This window comes from Rhizobium sp. RU20A, from assembly GCF_900155885.1.
Lineage (GTDB): Bacteria > Pseudomonadota > Alphaproteobacteria > Rhizobiales > Rhizobiaceae > RU20A.
Map to the genome: position 1 here is coordinate 452708 of NZ_FTMB01000001.1, position 20849 is coordinate 473556.

At 62.3% G+C, this 20849-nt stretch carries 19 protein-coding genes and 2 pseudogenes; 9 read left to right on the plus strand and 12 right to left on the minus strand.

Going from position 1 to position 20849, the window contains the following annotated elements:
- Positions 1-7 precede the first annotated feature (7 nt).
- A pseudogene (locus F3H41_RS02230) lies at positions 8-541 on the plus strand (transposase); the annotation flags it as partial.
- Between the two features lie 178 nt (positions 542-719).
- Here F3H41_RS02230 and F3H41_RS02240 read toward each other — a convergent pair.
- The 9 genes from F3H41_RS02240 to F3H41_RS02280 all read right to left on the minus strand — a co-directional run bounded on the left by F3H41_RS02240 (position 720) and on the right by F3H41_RS02280 (position 8487).
- Entirely contained in the window at positions 720-1583 is an 864-nt protein-coding gene (locus F3H41_RS02240; RefSeq protein ID WP_244616046.1) for a Pnap_2097 family protein, read from the minus strand.
- A gap of 3 nt (positions 1584-1586) precedes the next feature.
- Positions 1587-2858, minus strand: coding sequence for an MSMEG_0569 family flavin-dependent oxidoreductase (locus F3H41_RS02245; RefSeq protein ID WP_149736943.1), 1272 nt, complete (start codon positions 2856-2858; stop codon positions 1587-1589).
- A gap of 11 nt (positions 2859-2869) precedes the next feature.
- Positions 2870-3157 (minus strand): MSMEG_0570 family nitrogen starvation response protein, encoded by a 288-nt coding sequence (locus F3H41_RS02250; RefSeq protein ID WP_149736944.1) that lies wholly within the window; start codon positions 3155-3157, stop codon positions 2870-2872.
- Positions 3150-4322, minus strand: coding sequence for an MSMEG_0565 family glycosyltransferase (locus tag F3H41_RS02255; RefSeq protein ID WP_149736945.1), 1173 nt, complete (start codon positions 4320-4322; stop codon positions 3150-3152). Before F3H41_RS02255 ends, F3H41_RS02250 begins: the two co-directional genes overlap by 8 nt.
- A complete protein-coding gene (locus tag F3H41_RS02260; RefSeq protein ID WP_149736946.1) occupies positions 4319-5293 on the minus strand; it encodes a sll0787 family AIR synthase-like protein in 975 nt (324 codons plus the stop codon). Before F3H41_RS02260 ends, F3H41_RS02255 begins: the two co-directional genes overlap by 4 nt.
- A 2-nt stretch (positions 5294-5295) precedes the next feature.
- A complete protein-coding gene (locus F3H41_RS02265) occupies positions 5296-5838 on the minus strand; it encodes an MSMEG_0567/Sll0786 family nitrogen starvation N-acetyltransferase (RefSeq protein WP_149736947.1) in 543 nt (180 codons plus the stop codon).
- A complete protein-coding gene (locus F3H41_RS02270; RefSeq protein ID WP_149736948.1) occupies positions 5835-6953 on the minus strand; it encodes an MSMEG_0568 family radical SAM protein in 1119 nt (372 codons plus the stop codon). The genes F3H41_RS02265 and F3H41_RS02270 overlap by 4 nt, the downstream gene beginning before the upstream one ends.
- Positions 6880-7923 carry a Nit6803 family nitrilase gene (locus F3H41_RS02275; RefSeq protein ID WP_149736949.1) on the minus strand — a complete coding sequence of 348 codons (1044 nt, stop codon included), beginning with the start codon at positions 7921-7923 and terminating at the stop codon, positions 6880-6882. Before F3H41_RS02275 ends, F3H41_RS02270 begins: the two co-directional genes overlap by 74 nt.
- Before the next feature lie 81 nt (positions 7924-8004).
- Entirely contained in the window at positions 8005-8487 is a 483-nt protein-coding gene (locus F3H41_RS02280; protein ID WP_149736950.1) for an MSMEG_0572/Sll0783 family nitrogen starvation response protein, read from the minus strand.
- Positions 8488-8826: 339 nt separating this feature from the next.
- On the opposite strand from F3H41_RS02280, the gene F3H41_RS02285 reads away from it, so the two are divergent.
- Entirely contained in the window at positions 8827-10230 is a 1404-nt protein-coding gene (locus F3H41_RS02285) for a PLP-dependent aminotransferase family protein (RefSeq protein ID WP_149736951.1), read from the plus strand.
- Between the two features lie 470 nt (positions 10231-10700).
- Here the strand turns inward: F3H41_RS02285 and F3H41_RS02295 are convergent.
- Both F3H41_RS02295 and F3H41_RS02300 read right to left on the minus strand, forming a co-directional pair.
- Positions 10701-10976 (minus strand): annotated as a pseudogene (locus F3H41_RS02295) (transposase); the annotation flags it as partial.
- A gap of 45 nt (positions 10977-11021) precedes the next feature.
- The gene (locus tag F3H41_RS02300; RefSeq protein ID WP_244616047.1) at positions 11022-11606 is read right to left on the minus strand and encodes a transposase; all 585 of its coding nucleotides are present in this window, start codon (positions 11604-11606) and stop codon (positions 11022-11024) included.
- A gap of 598 nt (positions 11607-12204) precedes the next feature.
- Here F3H41_RS02300 and F3H41_RS02305 point away from each other — a divergent pair.
- Together F3H41_RS02305 and F3H41_RS02310 are read left to right on the plus strand one after the other, a co-directional pair.
- Positions 12205-12954, plus strand: a complete 750-nt coding sequence (locus tag F3H41_RS02305) for a cytochrome c biogenesis CcdA family protein (RefSeq protein ID WP_149736952.1) — start codon at positions 12205-12207, stop codon at positions 12952-12954.
- A gap of 110 nt (positions 12955-13064) precedes the next feature.
- The gene (locus F3H41_RS02310) at positions 13065-14036 is read left to right on the plus strand and encodes an AEC family transporter (RefSeq protein WP_149736953.1); all 972 of its coding nucleotides are present in this window, start codon (positions 13065-13067) and stop codon (positions 14034-14036) included.
- Here F3H41_RS02310 and F3H41_RS02315 read toward each other — a convergent pair.
- Positions 14004-15227, minus strand: coding sequence for a UbiH/UbiF family hydroxylase (locus F3H41_RS02315; RefSeq protein ID WP_149738172.1), 1224 nt, complete (start codon positions 15225-15227; stop codon positions 14004-14006). The genes F3H41_RS02310 and F3H41_RS02315 overlap by 33 nt on opposite strands.
- A gap of 277 nt (positions 15228-15504) precedes the next feature.
- Between F3H41_RS02315 and pcsA the strand changes: the two genes are divergently transcribed.
- Genes pcsA through F3H41_RS02340 form a run of 5 tightly spaced genes read left to right on the plus strand, consistent with a single transcriptional unit; the run spans position 15505 to position 20834 of the window.
- Positions 15505-16233: a phosphatidylcholine synthase gene (gene pcsA / locus F3H41_RS02320; protein ID WP_149736954.1), complete on the plus strand. Its 729-nt coding sequence runs from the start codon at positions 15505-15507 to the stop codon at positions 16231-16233.
- Between the two features lie 21 nt (positions 16234-16254).
- Complete coding sequence (locus tag F3H41_RS02325) at positions 16255-17229, plus strand: quinone oxidoreductase (protein ID WP_149736955.1); 975 nt, start codon at positions 16255-16257, stop codon at positions 17227-17229.
- A gap of 50 nt (positions 17230-17279) precedes the next feature.
- On the plus strand, positions 17280-18842 hold the full coding sequence (locus F3H41_RS02330) for an ABC transporter ATP-binding protein (RefSeq protein WP_149736956.1): 1563 nt from the start codon (positions 17280-17282) through the stop codon (positions 18840-18842).
- Positions 18832-19914: an ABC transporter permease gene (locus tag F3H41_RS02335; protein WP_149736957.1), complete on the plus strand. Its 1083-nt coding sequence runs from the start codon at positions 18832-18834 to the stop codon at positions 19912-19914. Before F3H41_RS02330 ends, F3H41_RS02335 begins: the two co-directional genes overlap by 11 nt.
- Positions 19914-20834, plus strand: a complete 921-nt coding sequence (locus tag F3H41_RS02340) for an ABC transporter permease (RefSeq protein WP_149736958.1) — start codon at positions 19914-19916, stop codon at positions 20832-20834. Before F3H41_RS02335 ends, F3H41_RS02340 begins: the two co-directional genes overlap by 1 nt.
- Positions 20835-20849 lie beyond the last annotated feature (15 nt).

The window sequence follows — 20849 nt, forward strand, 5'->3', positions numbered from 1 at the left end:
GAAAATCCGGCAGCAGGCCAATCCTCATGATGTCGAATTGATCTTTCCCGTCTCTGGACATGGTCGCCCGCGTAAGCATCTGATCCCCGACACCCTTTCGGTTTCCGCCGAAACGATGTTGGCGTCTGCAAGCTTGAAGAAGGTCAGTTGGCGCCGTGGCACGAAAGGCCGCCTCACGGCACGGTTTGCCGCATTGCGCATCCGGATCGCCGACGGCACGCCGCAGCGCATTCTCGACAAGGGACAACAGCACATGCCGGGCGAAGAAGCCTGGCTGGTTGGCGAATGGCGATCAAACGACGAGCGCAAATACTACGTGTCCAACCTGCCGGTCGTTGCGACGTTGAAAGTACTGGCGGCCGCCATCAAGGCGAGATGGGTTTGCGAGCAGGCGCATCAGCAGATGAAAGAGGAGCTTGGTCTCGACCACTTCGAAGGCCGATCATGGCAAGGGCTACATCGGCACGCTCTGATGACGATCATCGCTTATGCTTTCCTCCAGCGCCAGAGATTGCAGACTGCAAAGCGGGAAAAAAGAAGCGACAAGGACGCAAGGGGTAACCTGAGCCCACCCTGCCAGGCATCCGTCGAGCCGTCATCAGCGCCCTCGCCAGACAAATGATGACAACCCGATGTCCCCACTGCAAAGCGCAAATTCGAGCCACAGAGTCTCTTCTGCCAGAGTAGTGCTAAGACGTCGCAGCAAAGTCTGTTCGGGGTTATGGCGGATCTCTGTAGGACATGAATATCTTCGCGATGGGGTCGCCAGACCGCCGCCTGATCTGGCCATGAAGGTTGTCGCCGTTGTCGGATGCTGCGACCAAGTCAAAGACGAGGCTTTCGCTCCTTTCAATGTTGCCGAGAAAAAAGATATCCCGCCTTTTCAGCGCCTCTCGGTGGGGGAACCAAGCATCCAGGGCGCGGTCAGCGAGAGCCTGAAATTCTGCAAAATAGAAGAGGCCGGCGCCGTTGAATTCTTGGGACACTGCGGGATCGAAGCGGAATGACCGCAAGGGTTCCGTGATCGTAACAGGGATGCCCCAGTGACCTGAAATCCGAGAGTTGCGAATGTCTGCTGCCGTCTTTGCCAATTGATTGAGCTTATAGGGCCCTGCCTGCGGTACTTGTAGAGCTGTTCGCGCGAGAGACTGATTGCGACCTTTGATTGCGCGATGAACGAAGGCGGAGATCAATTCTACCCGTCCGATCTTCCGGTTGGCGACATAAAGGTCGTGGGTCGTCGAGGTCTGGCTGCGCGAGACAGTCGACAGCTCAGAACGAATGGTCAAGATGGAGTTCGCCTTCACGATGTCGAAGCGAGCTTCGGACAACGATGTTGCGCAGATGGCCGCATAGGCCTCTTCACCGTCGATGGTGCGGAAATCCGCATTGTTCATGCCAAGATCGCGTGCCAGCATGAGCCAGTGTCGATGCCCCAACTCCTTCATCAGCCAGGTCTCCGACAGGCCATGCGGTGTGAGATGCGGCATGCCGATCAGTAGGTGGGGCTCAAGCGCGCGATCCATAAGATCGCGGCTCAAGGGTGCCATCGACATGTTGGAGGTGTTGACTGCGAGGTTCATCGCTTATCCGTTCGCTGCTTGTTTCACGGGGGGCTGTGTCTGCTCCAACCGCGTCGCGAGGTGCTCGACAACGTATTCGGCATCCTTGCCGACCGAAAGGAACCTCCCGGAACCCCAGGTCCAGAGCCATGGAAGCCCCAAAACATAGACACCCTCTACGCCGGTAACGCCGCGATGCTGAACCGGATAACCGGTGCCATCGAAGATAGGCAATCCGACATAGGACCAGTCCGGCGTGAAGCCTGTGGCCCAGATGACCGACGTGATGCCTTCCGCTCCAAGATCCAGTTCGATCGTTTCGCCTTGTGGCTCCCAGACCGGCACATAAGGGCTGCCGGCTGGAGCATCGATGCCCTTTTCCGCAATGTATCGGTCGATGAGGGCGTTGATGCCATTATAGACGCGGTCGGCGCCATCGAGATTGCTCTTGAGGTTAGGTTCGAACAGCATCTTGCCGGCGGAAACGCCGGTCATGCGGCCATAAAGCGCCATGCCCTCAACCGCGAACTTTCGAAGATCGATATCGCGCCCGCCATCGCGGCCGGTGAGATAATGGTTGGTGTCGTGCTTCTTTTTAGACATTCCGTCATGGGCGATGGTGATGTCGTATTGGCCGATATCGGCCAGCCAGTCGACGACGTCGCGACCCCGGTAAAAACGGGCGCAGCGCGGGGCATTGCCGGTGACCATATGCACCTTGCGGCCAGCCAGATGCAGATCTTCGGCAATCTGGCAGCCCGACTGACCGGAGCCGACGACAATAACGCCGCCCGGCGGCAATTGAGACGGGTTGCGGTAGTCCGCCGTGTGGATCTGGGTCACGCTGTCAGGGAGACGCTCTGCAGCACGCGGCACAAAGGGCTGGCTGTAGAGGCTCGTAGCGAGGATGACACTGTCGGCGGTAACGGTGCCGGCAGAGGATTCGATGCGGAAGATATTTCCGACCTTCTCCAGCGCGGTAACGCTCGTGCCTTCGAAGACAGGCGCATCGACCTTTTTGACGAAGCGGTCGACATAGGCGAGGATCTCGTCTTTCACCATGAAGCCATGCGGATCGGCGCCGTCATAGGGGTGGTCGGGTAGCTGGCACTGCCAGTTCGGGGTGACGAGGCAAAACGCATCCCAGCGCTCGTTCTTCCATTTGTGCGCTGCCGTTTTCTTCTCGAAGACGACATGGTCGAGCCCATGTTTCTTGAGATAATGGCTGGCAGAGAGGCCGGCCTGGCCGCCCCCCACCACGACGGCGCTATAATGGGATTTCAGAGATTTGCTCATTGGATGGCCTTTCACAGGATGAATGTCTTGCAGCAAACGCGCGCATCCGCTTGATCGAGGAAGGGGGTTGCTGCTGCTTCGATGCGAGCGAGCTGGTTGTTTGCGGCCGAACAGGAAAATCCGTATTTGGCGGCGACCCGGTCACTGGCGATGGTGAGCGCCTGTCGGCTGCGCTCGACAAAATCCGCGACCGGATAGGTTTCACCCTCAGCGAAGAAATCGCGGATGATCAGCGAGGGCGAATAACAGGTCTCTTCCTCGCCATTGGGCCAGGTGATGACAAAGCGCATCTCAGGCATGAGCTGTCTCCTTCACTGTTGCATAGGTTGAAAGGTGGGCCTGTGCGACACGTTGCCAGGTGAAGCGCCCCGCGACCTCCACGCCACGCGGGATGACTTGGTTGCGGATCTCAGGCATCAGGGCCATGGCCATGGCTTCGGCAATCGAAGCGGAGTGGCGGGGATCGCACCAGAGGGCATCGTCGTGGCCGAGATATTCGGTAAAGGGGGCGATCGAGGGGACGATAGCGGGAACGCCGGAGGCCATTGCCTCCAGCACGACGAGGCCGAAACCTTCCTTCAGCGAGGGGAAAACCAGCGCGTCGGCGAGCCTGTAGAGGTTCGGCATATCGTCATCGGACACCGCACCAATGACGTGGACAGCGGCGGCATCATCGCGCAGGGCCCGCAAATGGGACTCGAATTCCGACCGATAATCCCGATGGTCGAGCAGCGAGACGCCGCCGGCGATGACCAATTGTGCGTCCGGTTTCACGGCCCGCAACTGCCGGAAGGCATCCAGAATGCCGATTGTGTTTTTGCGCGCCTCAATGCCGCCGATGCTGAGGAAAACCGGGCCGGCATGGAGACCGAGCCGGTCTCGCAGCGCCGTTTGCTCGCCGCTCCAGGCGGGGACAAATCTTTTGCTGTCGACGCCATTGCCGACGACTGTGGCCTCCACGCCGAGGCTGTCACGCAAGGCGGCCTGCCACAGGCTGCTAACGGCGAGGTATGCATCGGCCGCACGGATCGAGCGGTCCTGAAGGGCCATCAGGCGCTTGTCTTCGAACTGGTCGATATGATGGACGGTGCGCACGAAGCCGGGAATCAGGCCGCGCGCTTTCAGGGTCGCCAACGCATTGCTGGAAATGCCGTCATGGGCATGGAAGACATCGAAAGCGCGATATTCCCCCGGTTCGAAATATCTGACGTAGTCGGCAATGCGCTGCTCGACCATCTCAGTCACATCCGGGAGGGGAGGCGGCACCGGAAAACAGGCCGTGCGACAGGCGGGCAGGCGAAAAAAGCCCGTTCCCATTGAATCTGGCGCGTGCAGGGTGACGGTATGACCAAGCGCCGTCAACGCTTCGGAAAGCTGCATGGCATGCACGACGCCGCCGCGCGGATTTGTGGAATGGGTCAGCATGGCGATCCGCAAAGGTCTTGGGATATGGTGACGGGTCATTGGGAATGCTCCGTCGGGCCAAGCTGCATGAGGGGTGTCGTCGCATGGTCACGGATGACGGTACGATTGGTGCCATCGGTGATCGCAACAGTGCTGCCCGGCAGCACAGAGCCAATGACGGCGGCGGAAATGTTTCGCGTTGCGAACCGGTGAAGTACCGGTTGGACGTTGTCGGGCGAGACCGAGAGGAGGTAGCCGAAGCTTGGAAAGGTTGCCAGCCAGCGGTCGAGGCTGACGCCTGATGGCAGCGGAATTGCAGTCACATCGATATCGATGCCGACACTGGAACATTCGGCCAGCATGATCGCCGTGCCGACGATGCCGCCCTGGCTGATGTCCTTTGCGGCAAGGCAAAGCCCAGCCTCGGCTATCTGCGGCAGGATGTCGAGATCGCCACGAAGCCGCTCGGCTGGCGCGTCGGTCGCGGCTTCCCAGTTGTCGAAGGGCGCACGGTAGCGACCGCGATGATCGACAGCGGCAATCAGCATGTCGCCAGGGCGGGCGTCGAAGCTGGTGAGCAGGCGTTTTGCGCGCCCGACAATGGCAACCGACAATTGACCCCGATCGGTGCGGATATTGGTGTGGCCACCGACGATCGGCACGCCATAGGCCTCAGCCGCCGCCCGCATGCCATCGAGAAGCGGGGCGGCTCCCACTTCGCCATCGGCCCAGACGGCATCGACCACGGCAAACGGCCGGCCGCCCATGGCGACGACGTCGGAGATGTTCACCATGACGCCGCACCATCCGGCAAACCAGGGATCGGCGGCGACGAAGGCATTCATGAAGCCTTCGATGGCAAACAGCAGATAGCCGTCTCCGTCGGGCAGGGCTGCGCAGTCGTCCCCCACGGCTACGGCCTTGTCCTTGACGCCAAGCCGCGCGGTAACGCCGCCGATATCGTGTTTGGCCGCGATCCCGCTGCTGGATCGCAGCTTTTCCGCTAGCGTGCCGAGGTCGACATCCGCCATTCTCAAGCCGCCCGTTTGGCGAGCGCCACGAAACCGGCCTCCGGCGTGGCGCAGGGGGGATATCGGCTGAGATCCGCCTTCATCCGCAAGTGCGGTTTGCCGTAGACCTCGAATTCCTCCACCACATCCCAGTGCAGGCGGCGAAAGAGCAGGCCGTTCTGTACCTGAACATTGGCCAGGAACGTATGGCAGCCCATGGCATTCGCGGAGGAGACGGCAAGCCGGATCAGCGTGGCGCCAAGCGCACCGATCTTGCGGAAATCCTCGTGCACGGCGAGGCGCGCCCCCCACCAGACACCCGGCTGTTCCTCATGGATGCGCACCGTGCCGACCACCCGGTCGGCGGCAACGCCGAGCATGGAAAGCGCAACGATGGGCGTGGCATAGTCGTCGATGGCGTCCCGGTCGTCTGTCTCAAAGATCTGCTGTTCGCGGCAGAAGACATCCCGGCGAAGGGCATGGGCCTCGTCACGCTCCCACGCGGATGTGGCAAACTTCACCTGATATTCACTGGTGCGGAAGGGTGAGAACGGTTCGATGATCATTTCGTCAGCATTCTCTCATAGGTGGAAAGGGCAGAGCAGGCACCGCATTTGCCGCAGCCCGCCTTGATGTCGACGGCCTTCAGGCCGCTTTCGACAAGCAGTTTCGACAAGGGCCCGAGGATCGAGTGCATGAATTCTGGTTTCGGCGCGGGATGGCTTTCGAGTGGCGTGCCCGAGATCGGCACGAAGGGCACGACGAAGGGATAGACGCCGATGGCGACAAGCTTTTCGCAGATGTCGAGGATGGCTTCGCGCGTGTCTCCAAGGCCTGCCAGGATATAGGTGGAGACCTGTCCGCGCCCGAATACGGTGACCGCCGCCTTGAACGAGGCCATGTATTTCTCGATGCCGACCTGCGCCTTGCCCGGCATGATGCGGGCGCGGATTGCTGCTGTCACGACTTCCAGATGCATGCCGAGCGCATCGACGCCGGCCTCCTTCATCCGTGAAAACCAGATATCGTCTTCCGGCGGCTCGCATTGTGCTTGAATGGGAATATCGACGGCGGCCTTGATGGCGCGCGCACTCTCTGCCAGCACGGCGGCGCCCCGATCGTCACCCTTCGGCGTGCCCGTGGTCATCACCATATGCTTGACGCCATCAAGCTCGACGGCCGCCTTGGCGACTTCTGCCAACTGCGCCGGCGTCTTGTGGGCGATGGTGCGGCCAGCCGCCAGAGATTGGCCTATAGCGCAGAACTGACAGGTTTTCGTCCGGCTCTGATAGCGAATGCAGGTCTGCAGGACAGTGGTGGCGAGCACATCGCGTCCGTGCAGCACGGCGATCTGCGAATAGGGAATGCCGTCTTCCGTCGAGCGCTCGTAAAAGCGGGGGCGCAGGGGAAACGAGACTTCGCCGATAACCCGGCCGTCACGGCTGATGCGGCTGTTTCCAGCTTCATCCGGTTTTTCGACAAGATAGGGGCTTTCGAAGGCGGGCGCGGTGTGAACAGGCACCATGACTGTCATGCCGTCGATGGTCAGCGCCTTGTGATCGGAAGGGCCGGCACCGCCGCGGCGGCTTTCGTGACCGGCCTTGGGATCAACGAACCTCGCGCCGAACGATTGCAATTCGTTGATCAGTGTTTCCGTCGAAAGCTGGGGTCTGGTGTCCATCGGTAGTGTTCCCTGTCGGTGCGGTTTCGAGGAAAGGATGGGCTGTCACCATCGGGTTTGCCGGGCGATCATCGACGACGAGATGCAGCAGTTCGGGGCGCGCATAGTGGCCAACGGAATCCATCATCCGCTTGCGCTTGAGGATGAGGCTCATGTCGAGATCGGCAATAAGGATGCCTTCGCCCTCCGTGATCGGGGCGGCCAGATGTTTGCCCTCGGGCGAGATGATCGCCGTCATGCAGCCACCGCGTAGAGCCTTCTGCAGTCCTTCGTCCGAGGTGATCGACTTAATCTGCTCGTCGCTCAGCCAGCCCGTGGCGTTGACGACGAAACAGCCGCTTTCCAGCGCATGGTGGCGGATGGTGACTTCCATCTGGTCGGCGAAGATCTGCCCGACCATCGAGCCCGGGAACTGCGCGACATGGATTTCCTCATGCTGGGCCATCAGCGCGTAGCGGGCGAGCGGATTGTAGTGCTCCCAGCAGGCAAGCGCGCCGATGCGGCCGATTCTGCTTGCGACCACTTTCAGGCCCGACGCATCGCCCTGGCCCCAGATCATTCGCTCATGGAAGGTCGGGGTGATCTTGCGCCGCTTGAGAACGAGGGCGCCATCCGCATCGAACACCAATTGCGTATTATAAAGCGTGCCGTGATGCCGTTCGTTGACGCCAAGCGCCACGACGATGCCATGTTCGCGGGCTGCTGCGGCAACTGCGTCGGTCGTAGCACCGGGCACCGTGACCGCTTCCTCGTAGAGGCGCAGATGCTCACGGCCGGAGAGAACCGGGGGCAGGACGAACGAAAAATAGGGATACCAGGGGACGAATGTCTCCGGGAAAACGATCAGCTCCGCGCCCTTGGAGGCGGCCTCGCGGATCGTTTCCAGCACGCGGGCCAGCGTCTTGTCGCGGGAGGTGAGATCCGGCGCGATCTGTGCGGCGGCGGCCCGAACGGTCCTGTTGACGGCCATGACGACTTCCTTGAATTGAGGTGAAGGAGGCGGAGCGGACCCCGCCTTCCGAACGCGCGCTTTAGCTCGGGGTGGCTCGGGTCAGAGCGTCCAGGTATCGAGAATGACTGCGCCGGCGCGGCGATGGATCAGCATGAGATCCAGCACATCGAGCGGGCTGATGGGCGTGATGCCGGGGATCAATGACGGCTCGCCATGGCCATAAAGGGCCTGCAGGGCGAACCGGCAGGCATAGACCTTGCCGCCTTCTTCGAGAAACCCCTTGATCTGGTTGTTGAAGTTGAGGTGGCCTGGAAAGGCTTCCGAACCGAGTTTGGGGAAACCGCGCTGGATGCCGAGCGTGACGCCGGGGCCGTAGAGCAGAATGGATGTGTCATATCCCTTGCGCTTCAAGCGCTTGGCCTGGAGCAGGTTGACGAGGCCGATCGAGCCTTCGAAGGCAACGGTGTGGAAGGTGATGAGGGCTTTCTCGCCTTCCAGGGCCTGCACATCTTCAAAGACCTTTTCTTCGTAATCGACGAAGAAGTCTCCATCAGCGTGGGCCGGTGCGGTGATTGCGGGCATTGAATGGCTCCTGTGTTGAGGTCGGCCCAAGGCGGGCCACTACCATTCAATTGCAAGGGGTATGCCAGTCCGTGTTTTGCCTATTATCAAATCAATATGGACGGATATACATTCAATTAAGCAGTCAATTTTCTGCTATCGGTGGGCGCCGTCCCATTTTCCGGGCAAAAACCTGATCAGCGCTTAGGCGCTTCTGTTAAGTTTAAGTGCATTCAATACGCTGTCAATTTTGACCGAGCAGGTCTGGCCACATCGTGAACCTGTTGGAAAACTGCTTTTTCCCGTGACAAATGAAAGAAGCAACAATATACAGTCAATGTTCACCACAGATGAGTTTTCATGAAAACCTGGCTCCCCGACCTCTCCCGTAGCAATGGCCCGCGCTACATGGCGATTGCCGACGTCATCGAGATGGATTTAAAAAGCGGCAAGCTTCTGGTGGGCGACAGGCTGCCGCCGCAAAGGGAGCTTGCAAAACGCCTTTCCATCGATTTTACCACCGTCGCGCGCGGTTATGTCGAGGCGCAGAAGCGCGGACTTGTCGCGACCCATGTCGGGCGCGGAACCTTTGTGACCGGCGGGCCGGAAAAAGAGCGGCGTGGCTTCGTCTCGCAGGCGGCGCAGGATTCCAGGCGCACGTCCGTTGTCGATTTTTCCATGAACATGCCGCCGGAACCTGACGATCCTGATCTTCTGGCGCGCATGCAGGAAGGGCTTTCTTCCGTCGCCACCAATATGATCCCGCTGCTGCGCTATCAGGGGTTTGGTGGCGCCGGCATGGACAAGGAGGCGGCCGCATCATGGCTCAGCCGCCGCGGCCTGGTTCCCTCGCAGGAGAGAATTTTCGTGACGCCTGGCGCCCATCCGGCGCTTCTTGCCATCTTTGGGCTGCTCGCAAAGCCGGGTGAAATGGTGTTGTCGGAGAACATAACCTATCCTGGAATGCGTTCGATCGCGGCCCAGTTGCGCCTTAATCTGACGGGACTTCCAATGGACGAGGAGGGTATTATCCCGGCCGCCTTTGCGGAGCTTTGCAAGACGGGCAAGCCGAAGGCCCTATACCTCAATCCGACGCTTCAAAATCCGATGACGCTGACGATACCCGAAAAGCGGCGAGAGGAAATCTGCGCCGTAGCCCGCAAATATCATGTTCCGATCGTGGAAGACGATGCTTACGGATTTATTCCGCTTCACGGCCCGGCGCCGCTTGCGGCGATGGCGCCGGATCTCACTTGGCACATTGGGGGATTGGCGAAATGTATCGGCGCGGGCCTTCGACTCGCTTATGTTGTTGTGCCGGATACCAAGGCAGCCTGGCCCTTCGCCAGCGCCATGCGCGCGTCAAACGTCATGGCTTCGCCGCTCTCCGCCGCCCTCGCCACACGCTGGATAGAGGACGGTACCGCAGACAGCATCCTGCGCTTCATCCGCACCGAAGCTGCCGCGCGTCAGGCCCTGGTTGCCGAAGTGTTGCCGGCGGGTTGCTATAAAAGCGATCCGATCAGTTTCAATATATGGTTGCCGCTGACGAATGGTTGGACGCGTTCGACCTTTGGCACGCAGATGCGCGCGTCGGGTATAGGTGTCGTGGCCAGCGATGCGTTTACCGTGGACGGTGTCGCCGAGGAAGCCGTTCGCGTTTGCCTTGGAGGACCGATAAGGCGTGAGACCCTCAAAGGCGCACTTGAGTTCATGGGTCACACGATTGAAGGTTCCCCGGAAATGGCAGGCACTTTTTTCTGACGATGGTGCCCGCCCTCGACGGCGCAGTCACCGCTCGGCAGAGGGCTGCGGCATGGCTGAGGGGGTGTGCGCTGCGGTCACTGCGACGTGAGGCCGGATGTAATCGCGGTCATTTTTCCCTTCCTCAGCCTTGACGAAATACTGGCTGTTGACGAGCCAGCCCTTGACGGGACGAAGCGCCGGACCATACGACAGGTGCGGGAAGCCTATGGCGCCGGCGGCGAACGTATAGGCTGGTTGAAGCCAAATCCTGTCCCGCGATGCGTGCCCGTCACGACCTGATCGGTTACGCCAAGAGCTCCGCGCGCCAAAAGCCTCCGCTCACCATGTTTCGAATGACGTCAGCCAAAACCATCGCGGCCGCTTCCGCGCCGCGGGGATTCAGCGTCCGCGGCGATACGATGACAGACAATCTCCATGAGGGCGTCGGATCGATGATGCGGACGGCGACCATCTCACCCCGTTCCATTTCCTCGACCGGGATAGCCGAGCGTCTTCATCGTCGCAGAGATACAACGATCATGGGTGAGAAAGTGCTCAAGAGCGGCGTGCTTGTGGGCCTCGGAGAATTTCGGTGCTCGAGCTACCGCCTGAACACGCAAGTCGCGGTTCTCGACGTACGCCCGGTACCAGCCCTTCAGGGCATTCTTTGTAGAATAACCCAACTGCCGAATGGTCGCGTTAAGTCGCTTGCCCAGCCGGAGATACAGCTCGACCGCTCGAAGTCTGTCTGCGTAGGAATACATGAACTACCTCCATGGTGGTCCAAGTTTTCGTCCGCACCCCCACCTCTACCATTTCGCGGAGAGCACCTTCGACAAGGCTGCCTTGATGCCCTCGTGCGCAACTGAGACGACGAGCTTGACGCTGCGCGGACCTCGCCTGGTCAGCCTGCGCAGGAACTCGGTCCAGATCGCCTCGGCCTCAGATGTGCCGAGCACCTTGCGCTGACCGTCGGTGTTCACCCCCACGGCGATGATGACGGCGACCGATACGATGCGATCGCCGCGACGAACCTGCAGGTAGGTGGTGTCGATCCACAGATAGGACCATTCCCCATCGATCGGCCTTTCGAAAAAGGCCCGCCTTCTCGGTGATCTCCCCTTGCTAGGCAGGCAATGCCCGCATTGCCGAAAGGGGCGCAGAGCTGGGAAACCTGGCTTCTGGAAATACCAGACATACCCACTGCTTTGACGCCGGGACAAACTTCGTTTGCGCTCATCGACGGATCGGGTCGAAGCGCGCTGGATGGAGGCCTCTTGGATGACCGCCGTCAGGGCCCCTTCCGCCATCCGGCGCGGCTCAAGAAACTTCGGGAAATAGCTGCCGGGACGAAGCTTTGGAGAAGTCGAGGCAACGGGCGTCGCAACGCGCATGGCGAAGGGCCTCGTTGGCCGCAGACGCGGTCAGGCCAGTGATCGAGGCGATGACACCCGCCGCGGGGTAAAGACGCGACTTGATGTCGATGACGATGTCGTGAGGGTGACGGCGTCGATGACGTCAGCAGGCGGCATCGCGTCGGCTCCTGCCGGAGCAGGTGCGTGCAGAGCGGATGCCGACTGAATACGACTGGCCGCGAGCGTATCGGTGATTGCGGTGACTAGAGCGTCGTGGCGACCGCCCTCAAAGCAGGCGGGCTTACAGGTTCCTTCCAGCGAGGGAGGGGGGCTACGACTGGTGTCCCAGATTCGCAAGGTAATGGTGAAATTTTAATGGTTTAGAGACCGCGGTCTAAGGTTCGAATCCGTTCAAGGCGGAGACGACCGGCATCTTTGAAATTTAATTGAAAACTAGGGTATCTGATCCGCGTTCACTCGTGGCGCGCCGGGACCCATTGCCACACGGGCACCGAAAGGTGATTGGCGGCCTTCTTTGCTCCTCGGCTATGCGGTAGACCGAAGGTTCCGGTAACGCCTGTCGAGATGAACGCGGGCGCCGTGCCGAAGACCAATTCGTTCCGGGGTGCCTGACGCCGTGTCCATTGCCGATATTTCCATTCTGACGGCGCTGATTGCCGGTGCGCTATCGTTCCTGTCGCCCTGCGTGCTGCCGCTGGTGCCGCCCTATCTGTGTTACATGGCCGGCGTTTCCATCGAGGATTTCAGGGCCGAAGGGGGCGGTGCGGCGGCTGCGCCGCGGCGGCGGGCCGTGTTCTTTTCGGCCTTTGCCTTCACGCTTGGTTTTTCCACCGTCTTCGTGGCGCTCGGGGCCGGGGCCTCGTCGATCGGCATGGTGCTGCGCCAGAACATCGATCTCCTGGCGCAGATCGGCGGCGTCATCATCATTCTCATGGGGCTGAACTTTCTCGGCGTGATCCGCATTCCGCTGCTCTCGCGCGAGGCGCGATTCCAGGGCGGCGGCAAGCCGGCGACGCTGACGGGCGCCTATATCATGGGTCTTGCCTTCGCCTTTGGCTGGACGCCCTGCATCGGTCCCGTGCTCGGCGCCATCCTCGGCGTTGCGGCCTCGCGGGAGACGGTGGGCGATGGTGCCCTGCTGCTGGCGGTCTATTCGCTCGGCCTTGCCGTGCCCTTCTGGATCGCGGCCGGCTTTTCCGGCGCCTTCATGCGCTTCCTCGCGCGCTTCCGTCGCCATCTGGGGCTGGTCGAGAAGGCCATGGGACTGCTTCTGGTGCTGACGGGTCTGGCGTTTGTCTTCGGTCTCGTCAGCCGCGTGGCCATCTGGTTCCAGCAGACCTTCCCCATCCTCCTGCAGATCGGTTGAGACAAACCGGCCGGTCGATCGCGCTCTAGGCTTCACAGACCGGTCCGGCATGACTATCAGGGCGTGCGGTGGCGTTCGGTTTCAGCCGCCGGAACGGGAGTGCCGGTCAGATGGCGGATATACTGGGCCTTGTCCTGCCCTTCTTCGGGCTCATCCTGCTCGGCTGGATCGCCGGCCGGCGTGCGAGGCAGCCAGTCGAGGCCATGGGCTGGCTGAACATCTTCATCATCTACCTCGCCCTGCCGGCGCTGTTCTTCAAGCTGGTGGCCCGCACGCCCTTCGAGGAATTGACCCGCTTCGATTTCATCCTCTCGACACTTGGGGTCACCTATTCGATCTTCACGCTCGCCTTCCTGCTCGCCCGCTTCCTGCGCCGGGCAAAGATCGCCGAGGCGACGATGCAGGGCCTTGCCGCCGCCTATGGCAATATCGGCTATATGGGCCCGGGACTGGCGCTGCTCGCCTTCGGGGAAAAAGCCGCCGTGCCGGTGGCGCTGATCGTGTGCTTCGAAAACGCGCTGCATTTCGCAGTCGCGCCGACCGCCATGGCCCTTGCCGCGCGCGGCACGGACGGCGGGAGCGGGCATTTGGCGCTCATCGCCACGATTGTTAAGCGCATCGCCTTTCACCCCTTCATTCTCGCCATGGTGGCCGGATTCGCTTTTGCCGGTTTTCGCCTGCCGGTACCGGAAGCGGCGCAGCGGCTCATTGATTATCTCGCACAGACGGCCGCGCCCTGCGCCCTCTTTGCCATGGGCGTGACGCTGGCGCTGCGGCCGCTGAAGCGTGTGCCGGCCGAGATCGGCTATATCGTGCCGCTGAAGCTGATCGTCCATCCGGCCGCCATGTATCTCGGCCTCAGCCTGGTCGGCAGCTTCGATCCCGTCTGGGTCTGGTCGGCCGTGCTTCTGGCGGCGCTGCCGACAGCCACCAACGTCTTCGTCATCGGTCAGCAATATGGCGTCTGGCCGGAGCGCGCCTCGGCCACGGTGCTGATCACGACGGCCTGTTCGGTCGTGACGATCACCGGGCTCCTGGTGCTGATCCGCTCAGGCGCTCTTGCGCCCGACCTTTTCCCGTAGACCGATCTTTTCCCAGAGGGCGGCACCGGACGCCTTCAGGGCACTGCCAGGCTCGATGCCCTCGCGCATGACGGCGCCGCGCAAGGGGCCGGCGATGGACAGAAGGTGAAGGCCGGCCGCCCGCAGCACCTGCACCGGCAGGAAATCCGAGAGGAGCGAGCGGTTGAGAAGATCGACGCTGGCCGTGCGACTGGCGACGTCGAGCCGCCGGCGCCGGTCGTAGCGGCCGGCGAGATCGGTCTGCGCAAGCCCGCCGTCGCGGATGAGGTCGGTGAGAACGGACACGTCGCGCAGGCTGAGATTGAGGCCCTGTGCCCCGATCGGTGGGAAGGCGTGGCCCGCTTCTCCGATCAGCACGGTGCGGCCGGCGCCGAAGCGGTGGGCGCGCATGCCGGACAGATCGAAACGCTGCACGCCTGGCTCCACCGTGACGGCGCCGAGCATCGACTGCATGCGCTTTTCCACGACCAGAGACAGCGCCTCAAGATTGAGCTCGGCGCGGTCGGCCGCATCCGTCGGCTGCTGGACCCAGACAAGGCTGGAGCGATTGCCGGGAAGCGGAACCTGCGTGAAGGGGCCGGCCTCGGTGTGAAATTCGTTGGAAATCGAATCGTGCGGCAGAAGGTGCGAGAAATTCAGCACCAGCGCCGTCTGCGGATAGGTCCACGTCTTCACGTCGATCCCGGCGGCAGCGCGGGCCACCGATTTGCGCCCGTCCGCAGCCACCACGAGCCGCGCCGTGAGAGCACGTCCGTCATCCAGCAGAAGGCGCGCGGTGCCATCCGCCTCCGTGACGGTCTCCAGCATGGCATCGACGCGCGTGATTGCCGGCTGCGCCGCGATCGCATCCGAAAGCACCGTATTGAGATGGGCATTCGGGATATTGTAGCCGAAGGCGGGCAGGCCGACATCGACGGAGCGGAAGGTGACGGTCGGCGCGCGCAGCAGCCGCTTCGTGCCGTCGATGATGCGGATAGCGGCAAGCGGCGCGCTTTTCGGCCGGATCGCCTCCCACAGATGAAGGCTTTCGAGGATCGCGATCGAGGGATCGACGAGCGCCGTCGTGCGCCCGTCCGCCTGCTGCGGCGTGCGACCGATAAAGGCGACGCTGAGGCCCTCGCGGGCCAGCGCCAGCGCCGAAAGCGCGCCTGCAAGGCCCGCACCCACCACGGCCACGTCGTGGCTGTCCACACCGGTTTCCAGCGTCAGGGTCATGGTCTCTCAAACTCCGCATGGCCGTTGTCCTACCCGCTTATGTAGCGCGTGCCCGACGCTGCGCAAATGGGGTGAATCGGCGCAGGCGCACCGCACGGCTTGTCTCGTCATCCACAGCGCCCCCCCGCATTTCCGCTGGCAGTGCCCGCCAAAGGATGCATAGTGCGGGCAAGACCGCGATGATGACGGACGCTGGGGTGCCTGGAAGACGGGCAGCCGACGAGGACACTTTAGGAACGGACCGCCACCACCGATGAAATTCTTCAATTACAAGCGCGTACCCTACGCCGAAATCCGGGCCTTCTCGGTCCATATCCTGACGGCATCCGGCTCCTTTCTGGCCTTTCTCGGCGTCGTCGCCGCGGCCGAACATCGCTTCGTCGACATGTTCTGGTGGCTGGGGCTGGCGCTCGTTGTCGACGGCATCGACGGGCCAATCGCCCGCAAGCTGCGCGTTAAGGAAGTGCTGCCCAACTGGTCGGGCGACACGCTCGACAATGTGATCGACTACGTCACCTACGTGCTGCTGCCGGCCTTTGCGCTGTACCAGAGCGGCATGATCGGCGAGCCCTGGTCCTTCGTCGCCGCGGGCGGCATTGTGATGTCGAGCGCCATTTACTACGCCGACATGGGGATGAAGACGGACGAATATTTCTTCTCCGGCTTCCCCGTCGTGTGGAACATGGTCATCTTCACGCTGTTCGTGGTCAAGGCGAGCGAACTGGCGGCCTCCATCGTCGTCTTCGTGTCGGTCATCCTCACCTTCCTGCCGATCAACTTCCTTCACCCCGTGCGCGTCAAGCGGCTGCGGCCGCTCAACATGGCGGTCTTCCTGCTGTGGTCGGTGCTGGGCGGCTACGCGCTGCTGGCGCATTTCGATTCGCCCGCCTGGGTTGTGTGGGGCGTCGTGGTCACCGGCCTTTATCTCTATGTGATCGGTTTTGTCATGCAACTGTTCCCGGCGCTCGGCCGCCGGGTCTGACCACCATCAGCGGAGGGAAAAATGGCCCAGGCAATTGTCATTCGCGAGATCGGCGGTCCCGAGGTTCTGAAATACGAGGGCATCAGCCTCGATCCGCCCGGTCCCGGCGAGGTGCAGATCCGCCAGGTGGCAATCGGGCTGAACTTCATCGACGTTTATTTCCGCACCGGCCTCTACAAGAGCGAGAGCATGCCCTTCATCCCCGGCAAGGAAGGGGCGGGGATCGTCACCGCTGTCGGCGACAATGTCGCCGGCTTTTCGGTCGGTGATCGCGTCGCCTATGCCACCTCGGACGGCGCCTATTCCACCGAGCGCAACATCGAGGCGACGCAGATCCTGAAAGTGCCGGACGAGATCCCGCTGGAGACGGCCGCCGCGATGATGCTGAAGGGCATGACGGCGCAGTATCTGCTGAAGCAGACCTATGAGGTCGGGCCCGGCACCACGCTTCTCTTCCACGCCGCCGCGGGCGGGGTCGGGCTGATTGCGGGGCAGTGGGCCAAGGCGCTCGGCGCGACCGTGATCGGCACAGCCGGCTCGCAGAAGAAGATCGATCTGGCGCTCGCCCACGGCTACGACCACGTCATCAATTATAACAGCGAAAATTTCGTCAGCCGCGTCAAGGAATTGACCGGTGGAAAGGGCGTCGACGTCGCCTATGACAGCGTCGGCCGCGACACCTTTCCGGCCACGCTCGACTGCATCAAGCCGCGGGGCCTGTGGGTCTCCTTTGGCAATGCGTCCGGCCCGGTCGAGAATTTCGGCATCGGCATTCTCGCCCAGAAGGGCTCGCTTTTTGCCACGCGCCCGACGCTCTACGCCCACGTCGCCACGCGCGCAGCGCTGGAGGCATGTGCAAATTCTCTCTTTGATATTGTGCGCAGCAACAAAGTGCGTATCAATATCAACCAGACCTATCCGCTGGCGGACGCCGGCCGTGCGCAGGCGGATCTGGAATCAAGAAAAACGAGTGGAACAACCCTGCTGATTCCCTGACAGACGCCAAAGGCGCAGCAGGTTGCAGGGCAAGGGGAAAGAGGGGCAACGTGCCTTCAAGCGCTGAGTCTGGCGCCGGCCTTTTGCTGGCCGTCGAAAACGTGACCAAGCTGTTCGGTTCCTTTGCTGCCTGCAATGGCATCAATCTCGATATCCGTCCCGGCGAAATCCACGCCCTCCTCGGCGAGAACGGTGCGGGCAAGTCCACATTGGTCAAGATGCTGTTCGGTGTTCTCGCGCCGACCAGCGGCGAAATTCGCTGGCAGGGGCAGCCGGTTCGCATTGGAAGCCCCGGCGCCGCCCGCAAGCTCGGCATCGGCATGGTCTTCCAGCATTTTTCGCTGTTCGAGGCGCTGACCGTCGCCGAGAACATCGCTCTGTCCCTGGATGACAAGGTGCCGCTTTCCGATATCGCGGCCCGTGCCTCCGAACTCTCCCACGCCTATGGTTTGCCGCTTGATCCGAACGCCCATGTCGCCGACCTCTCCGTCGGCGAGCGCCAGCGCATCGAGATCGTCCGCGCCCTCCTGCAGAACCCCAAGCTCATCATTCTCGACGAGCCGACCTCCGTGCTGACGCCGCAGGAGGCCGATCGTCTGTTCGAGACGCTCTTCAAGCTACGCGCCGAGGGCCGCTCGGTCCTCTACATCAGCCACCGGCTGGAAGAGGTGCAGCGCATCTGCGATCGCGCGACCGTGCTGCGCCATGGCAAGGTGACGGGCGCCTGCGATCCGAAACAGGAAACACCCGCCTCGCTCGCCCGCATGATGGTGGGCGGCGAGGTGGCGCATGTCTCTGCCGCCGGCACCACGACGCGTGGCGACGTGCTGCTGGAAGCGCGGCATCTGTCGGCCGCCGCCCGCACGCCCTTTGCGGTGTCGCTGAAGAATATCTGTCTGAAGGTCCGCGCCGGCGAAGTCCTGGCGATTGCCGGCGTCGCAGGTAACGGGCAGGGCGAACTCTTCGATGCTCTCTCGGGCGAATATCCCGTCGACATCGATGATACCGTGCAGATCCGCGGCAAGGCCGTCGGCCGCAGCGGCATCAATGCAAGGCGGGTGCTCGGCGCCGGCTTCGTGCCGGAAGAGCGTCACGGCCACGCGGCCGTCTCGGCGTTGCCACTTTCGGACAATCTGGTGCTGGCGCGCTATTTTTCCGACCGCAAGGCCTTCCTGTCCGGCCCGCTCGGCCTCATCCGCTCCGCTGCGGTGAAGGCGGCGGCAAAGCGCATCTGCGAGACGATGGATGTGCGCAAGAGCGGCGAGGACCCGGCCGCCGGCTCGCTGTCGGGCGGGAATCTGCAGAAGTTTATTGTCGGCCGCGAACTGGATCGCCAGCCCTCCGTGCTCATCGTCAACCAGCCGACCTGGGGTGTCGATGCGGGCGCGGCGAGCCGTATCCGGCAGGCGCTCGTCGATCTTGCCAAATCCGGCTCCGCCGTGCTCGTCATCAGCCAGGATCTCGACGAGATTTTCGAGGTCGCCACCGAAATCTCCGTCATCAACGAGGGGCGCCTGTCCGACGCCTATCCGGCGGGCGAGTTGTCGCGCGAAAAGATCGGCCTGTTGATGGGTGGCCTCCACGGCAAGACGGAGGCCGCCCATGCGCATTGAACTCGAACGGCGCGGCGGCGTCTCTCCGCTTTTCTCCATTCTCTCGCCGATCATCGCGCTGGCGCTGACCGTTGTCGTCGGTGCCATCATGTTTGCGATGCTGGGCAAGAACCCGGCCAGCGCCCTCTATTCCTTCTTCATCGAGCCCTTGCTGGAAACCTGGTCGCTGCATGAACTGGCCATCAAGGCGGCGCCGCTGATCCTGATCGGCGCGGGCCTGACGATCTGTTATCGCTCCAACAACTGGAACATCGGTGCCGAGGGGCAGTTCATCATTGGCGCCATCGCAGGCTCCATCCTTCCCGTTCTCTTCCCGGAGTGGACCTCGCCGGTCGTCCTGCCGCTGATGCTGCTGATGGGCATGGCGGGCGGCGCGCTCTATGCCGGCATTCCCGCATTGTTGAAAACCCGCTTCAACACCAATGAGATCCTGACGAGCCTGATGCTGGTCTATATCGCCCAGCTCTTTCTCGACTGGCTGGTGCGCGGTCCCTGGCGCGACCCCGGCGGCTTCAACTTTCCGGTGACGCGCGACTTTGGCGCCAATGCCATCCTGCCGGAAGTGATTTCCTCGGGCCGCGCCAATTACGGCTTCGTCTTCGCCATTGTCGCCGCTGTCGCGCTTTGGTTCCTGATGCGCTACACGCTGAAGGGCTTCGAGATCGCCGTGCTCGGCCAGTCCGAGCGGGCAGGGCGGTTCGCCGGCTTTTCGGCCCGCAGGATGATCTGGTTTTCGATGCTGCTCTCGGGCGCGCTGGCCGGTCTTGCCGGCATTTCCGAAGTCTCCGGCGCCATCGGCAAGCTGCAGCCGGTCATTTCGCCCGGCTACGGCTTCACGGCCATCATCGTCGCCTTCCTCGGCCGTCTCAATCCGCTCGGCGTGATCATCTCCGGTCTGGTGCTGGGGCTGACCTATCTCGGTGGCGAGGCGGTGCAGGTCTCGCTCGGCATTTCCGACAAGGTCGTGCGCGTCTTCCAGGGGCTGCTGCTGTTCTTCGTGCTCTCCTGCGACACGCTCATCCACTACAAGATCCGTCTGATCATGCCGGGCACCGCCGAAGGGAGAGGCTGATGGGTATTTTCGAAGCCATCCTGCTCAGCGTCATCACGGCCTCCACGCCGCTGGTCATCGCCGCCTGCGGCGAACTGATCGCGGAGCGCTCGGGCGTGCTCAATCTCGGCGTCGAGGGCATGATGGTCATGGGCGCCGTCATCGCCTTCATGGCCACCACCGCCACGGGCTCGCCCTATATCGGCGTTCTCGCCGGGATTGCCGGCGGCGCGGTCTTCTCGCTGCTCTTCGGTTTCCTGACGCTGACGCTGGTCGCGAACCAGGTGGCAACGGGTCTTGCGCTGACGATCCTCGGCATCGGCGTGTCCGGCATGCTCGGCGAAGCCTATGTCGGCCAGCCCGGCATCAAGCTCCAGCCGATCGACATTCCGCTGCTCGCCGATATCCCGGTCATCGGGCCGCTGCTCTTCAAGCAGGACCTGATCTTCTACCTCTCCGTCGTGCTGGTCGTCGGCATCAACTGGTTCCTGTTCAGGAGCCGTGCCGGCCTGAAGCTGCGCGCCGTCGGCGACAGCCATTCCTCGGCCCATGCACTCGGCGTCAGCGTCATCCGCACGCGCTATCTCGCCGTCATGTTCGGCGGCGCCTGCGCGGGCCTCGCCGGCGCGCAGCTGTCGCTCGTCTATACGCCGCAATGGGTGGAGAACATGACGGCCGGTCGCGGCTGGATCGCGCTCGCCCTCGTCGTCTTCGCCTCCTGGCGGCCCTGGCGGGTGGTGGCCGGGGGCTATCTCTTTGGTGCGGTCTCGATCAGCCAGCTCCACGCGCAGGCCTTCGGGATCGGCATACCCTCTCAGTTTCTCTCCGCACTTCCCTATGCGGCGACCATCATCGTGCTGGTGCTGATCTCGCGCAACCGCCGCACCACGCTCATCAACACGCCGGCATCCCTCGGCAAATCCTTCGTTCCCGACCGATGAGGCGGGAACGACCAG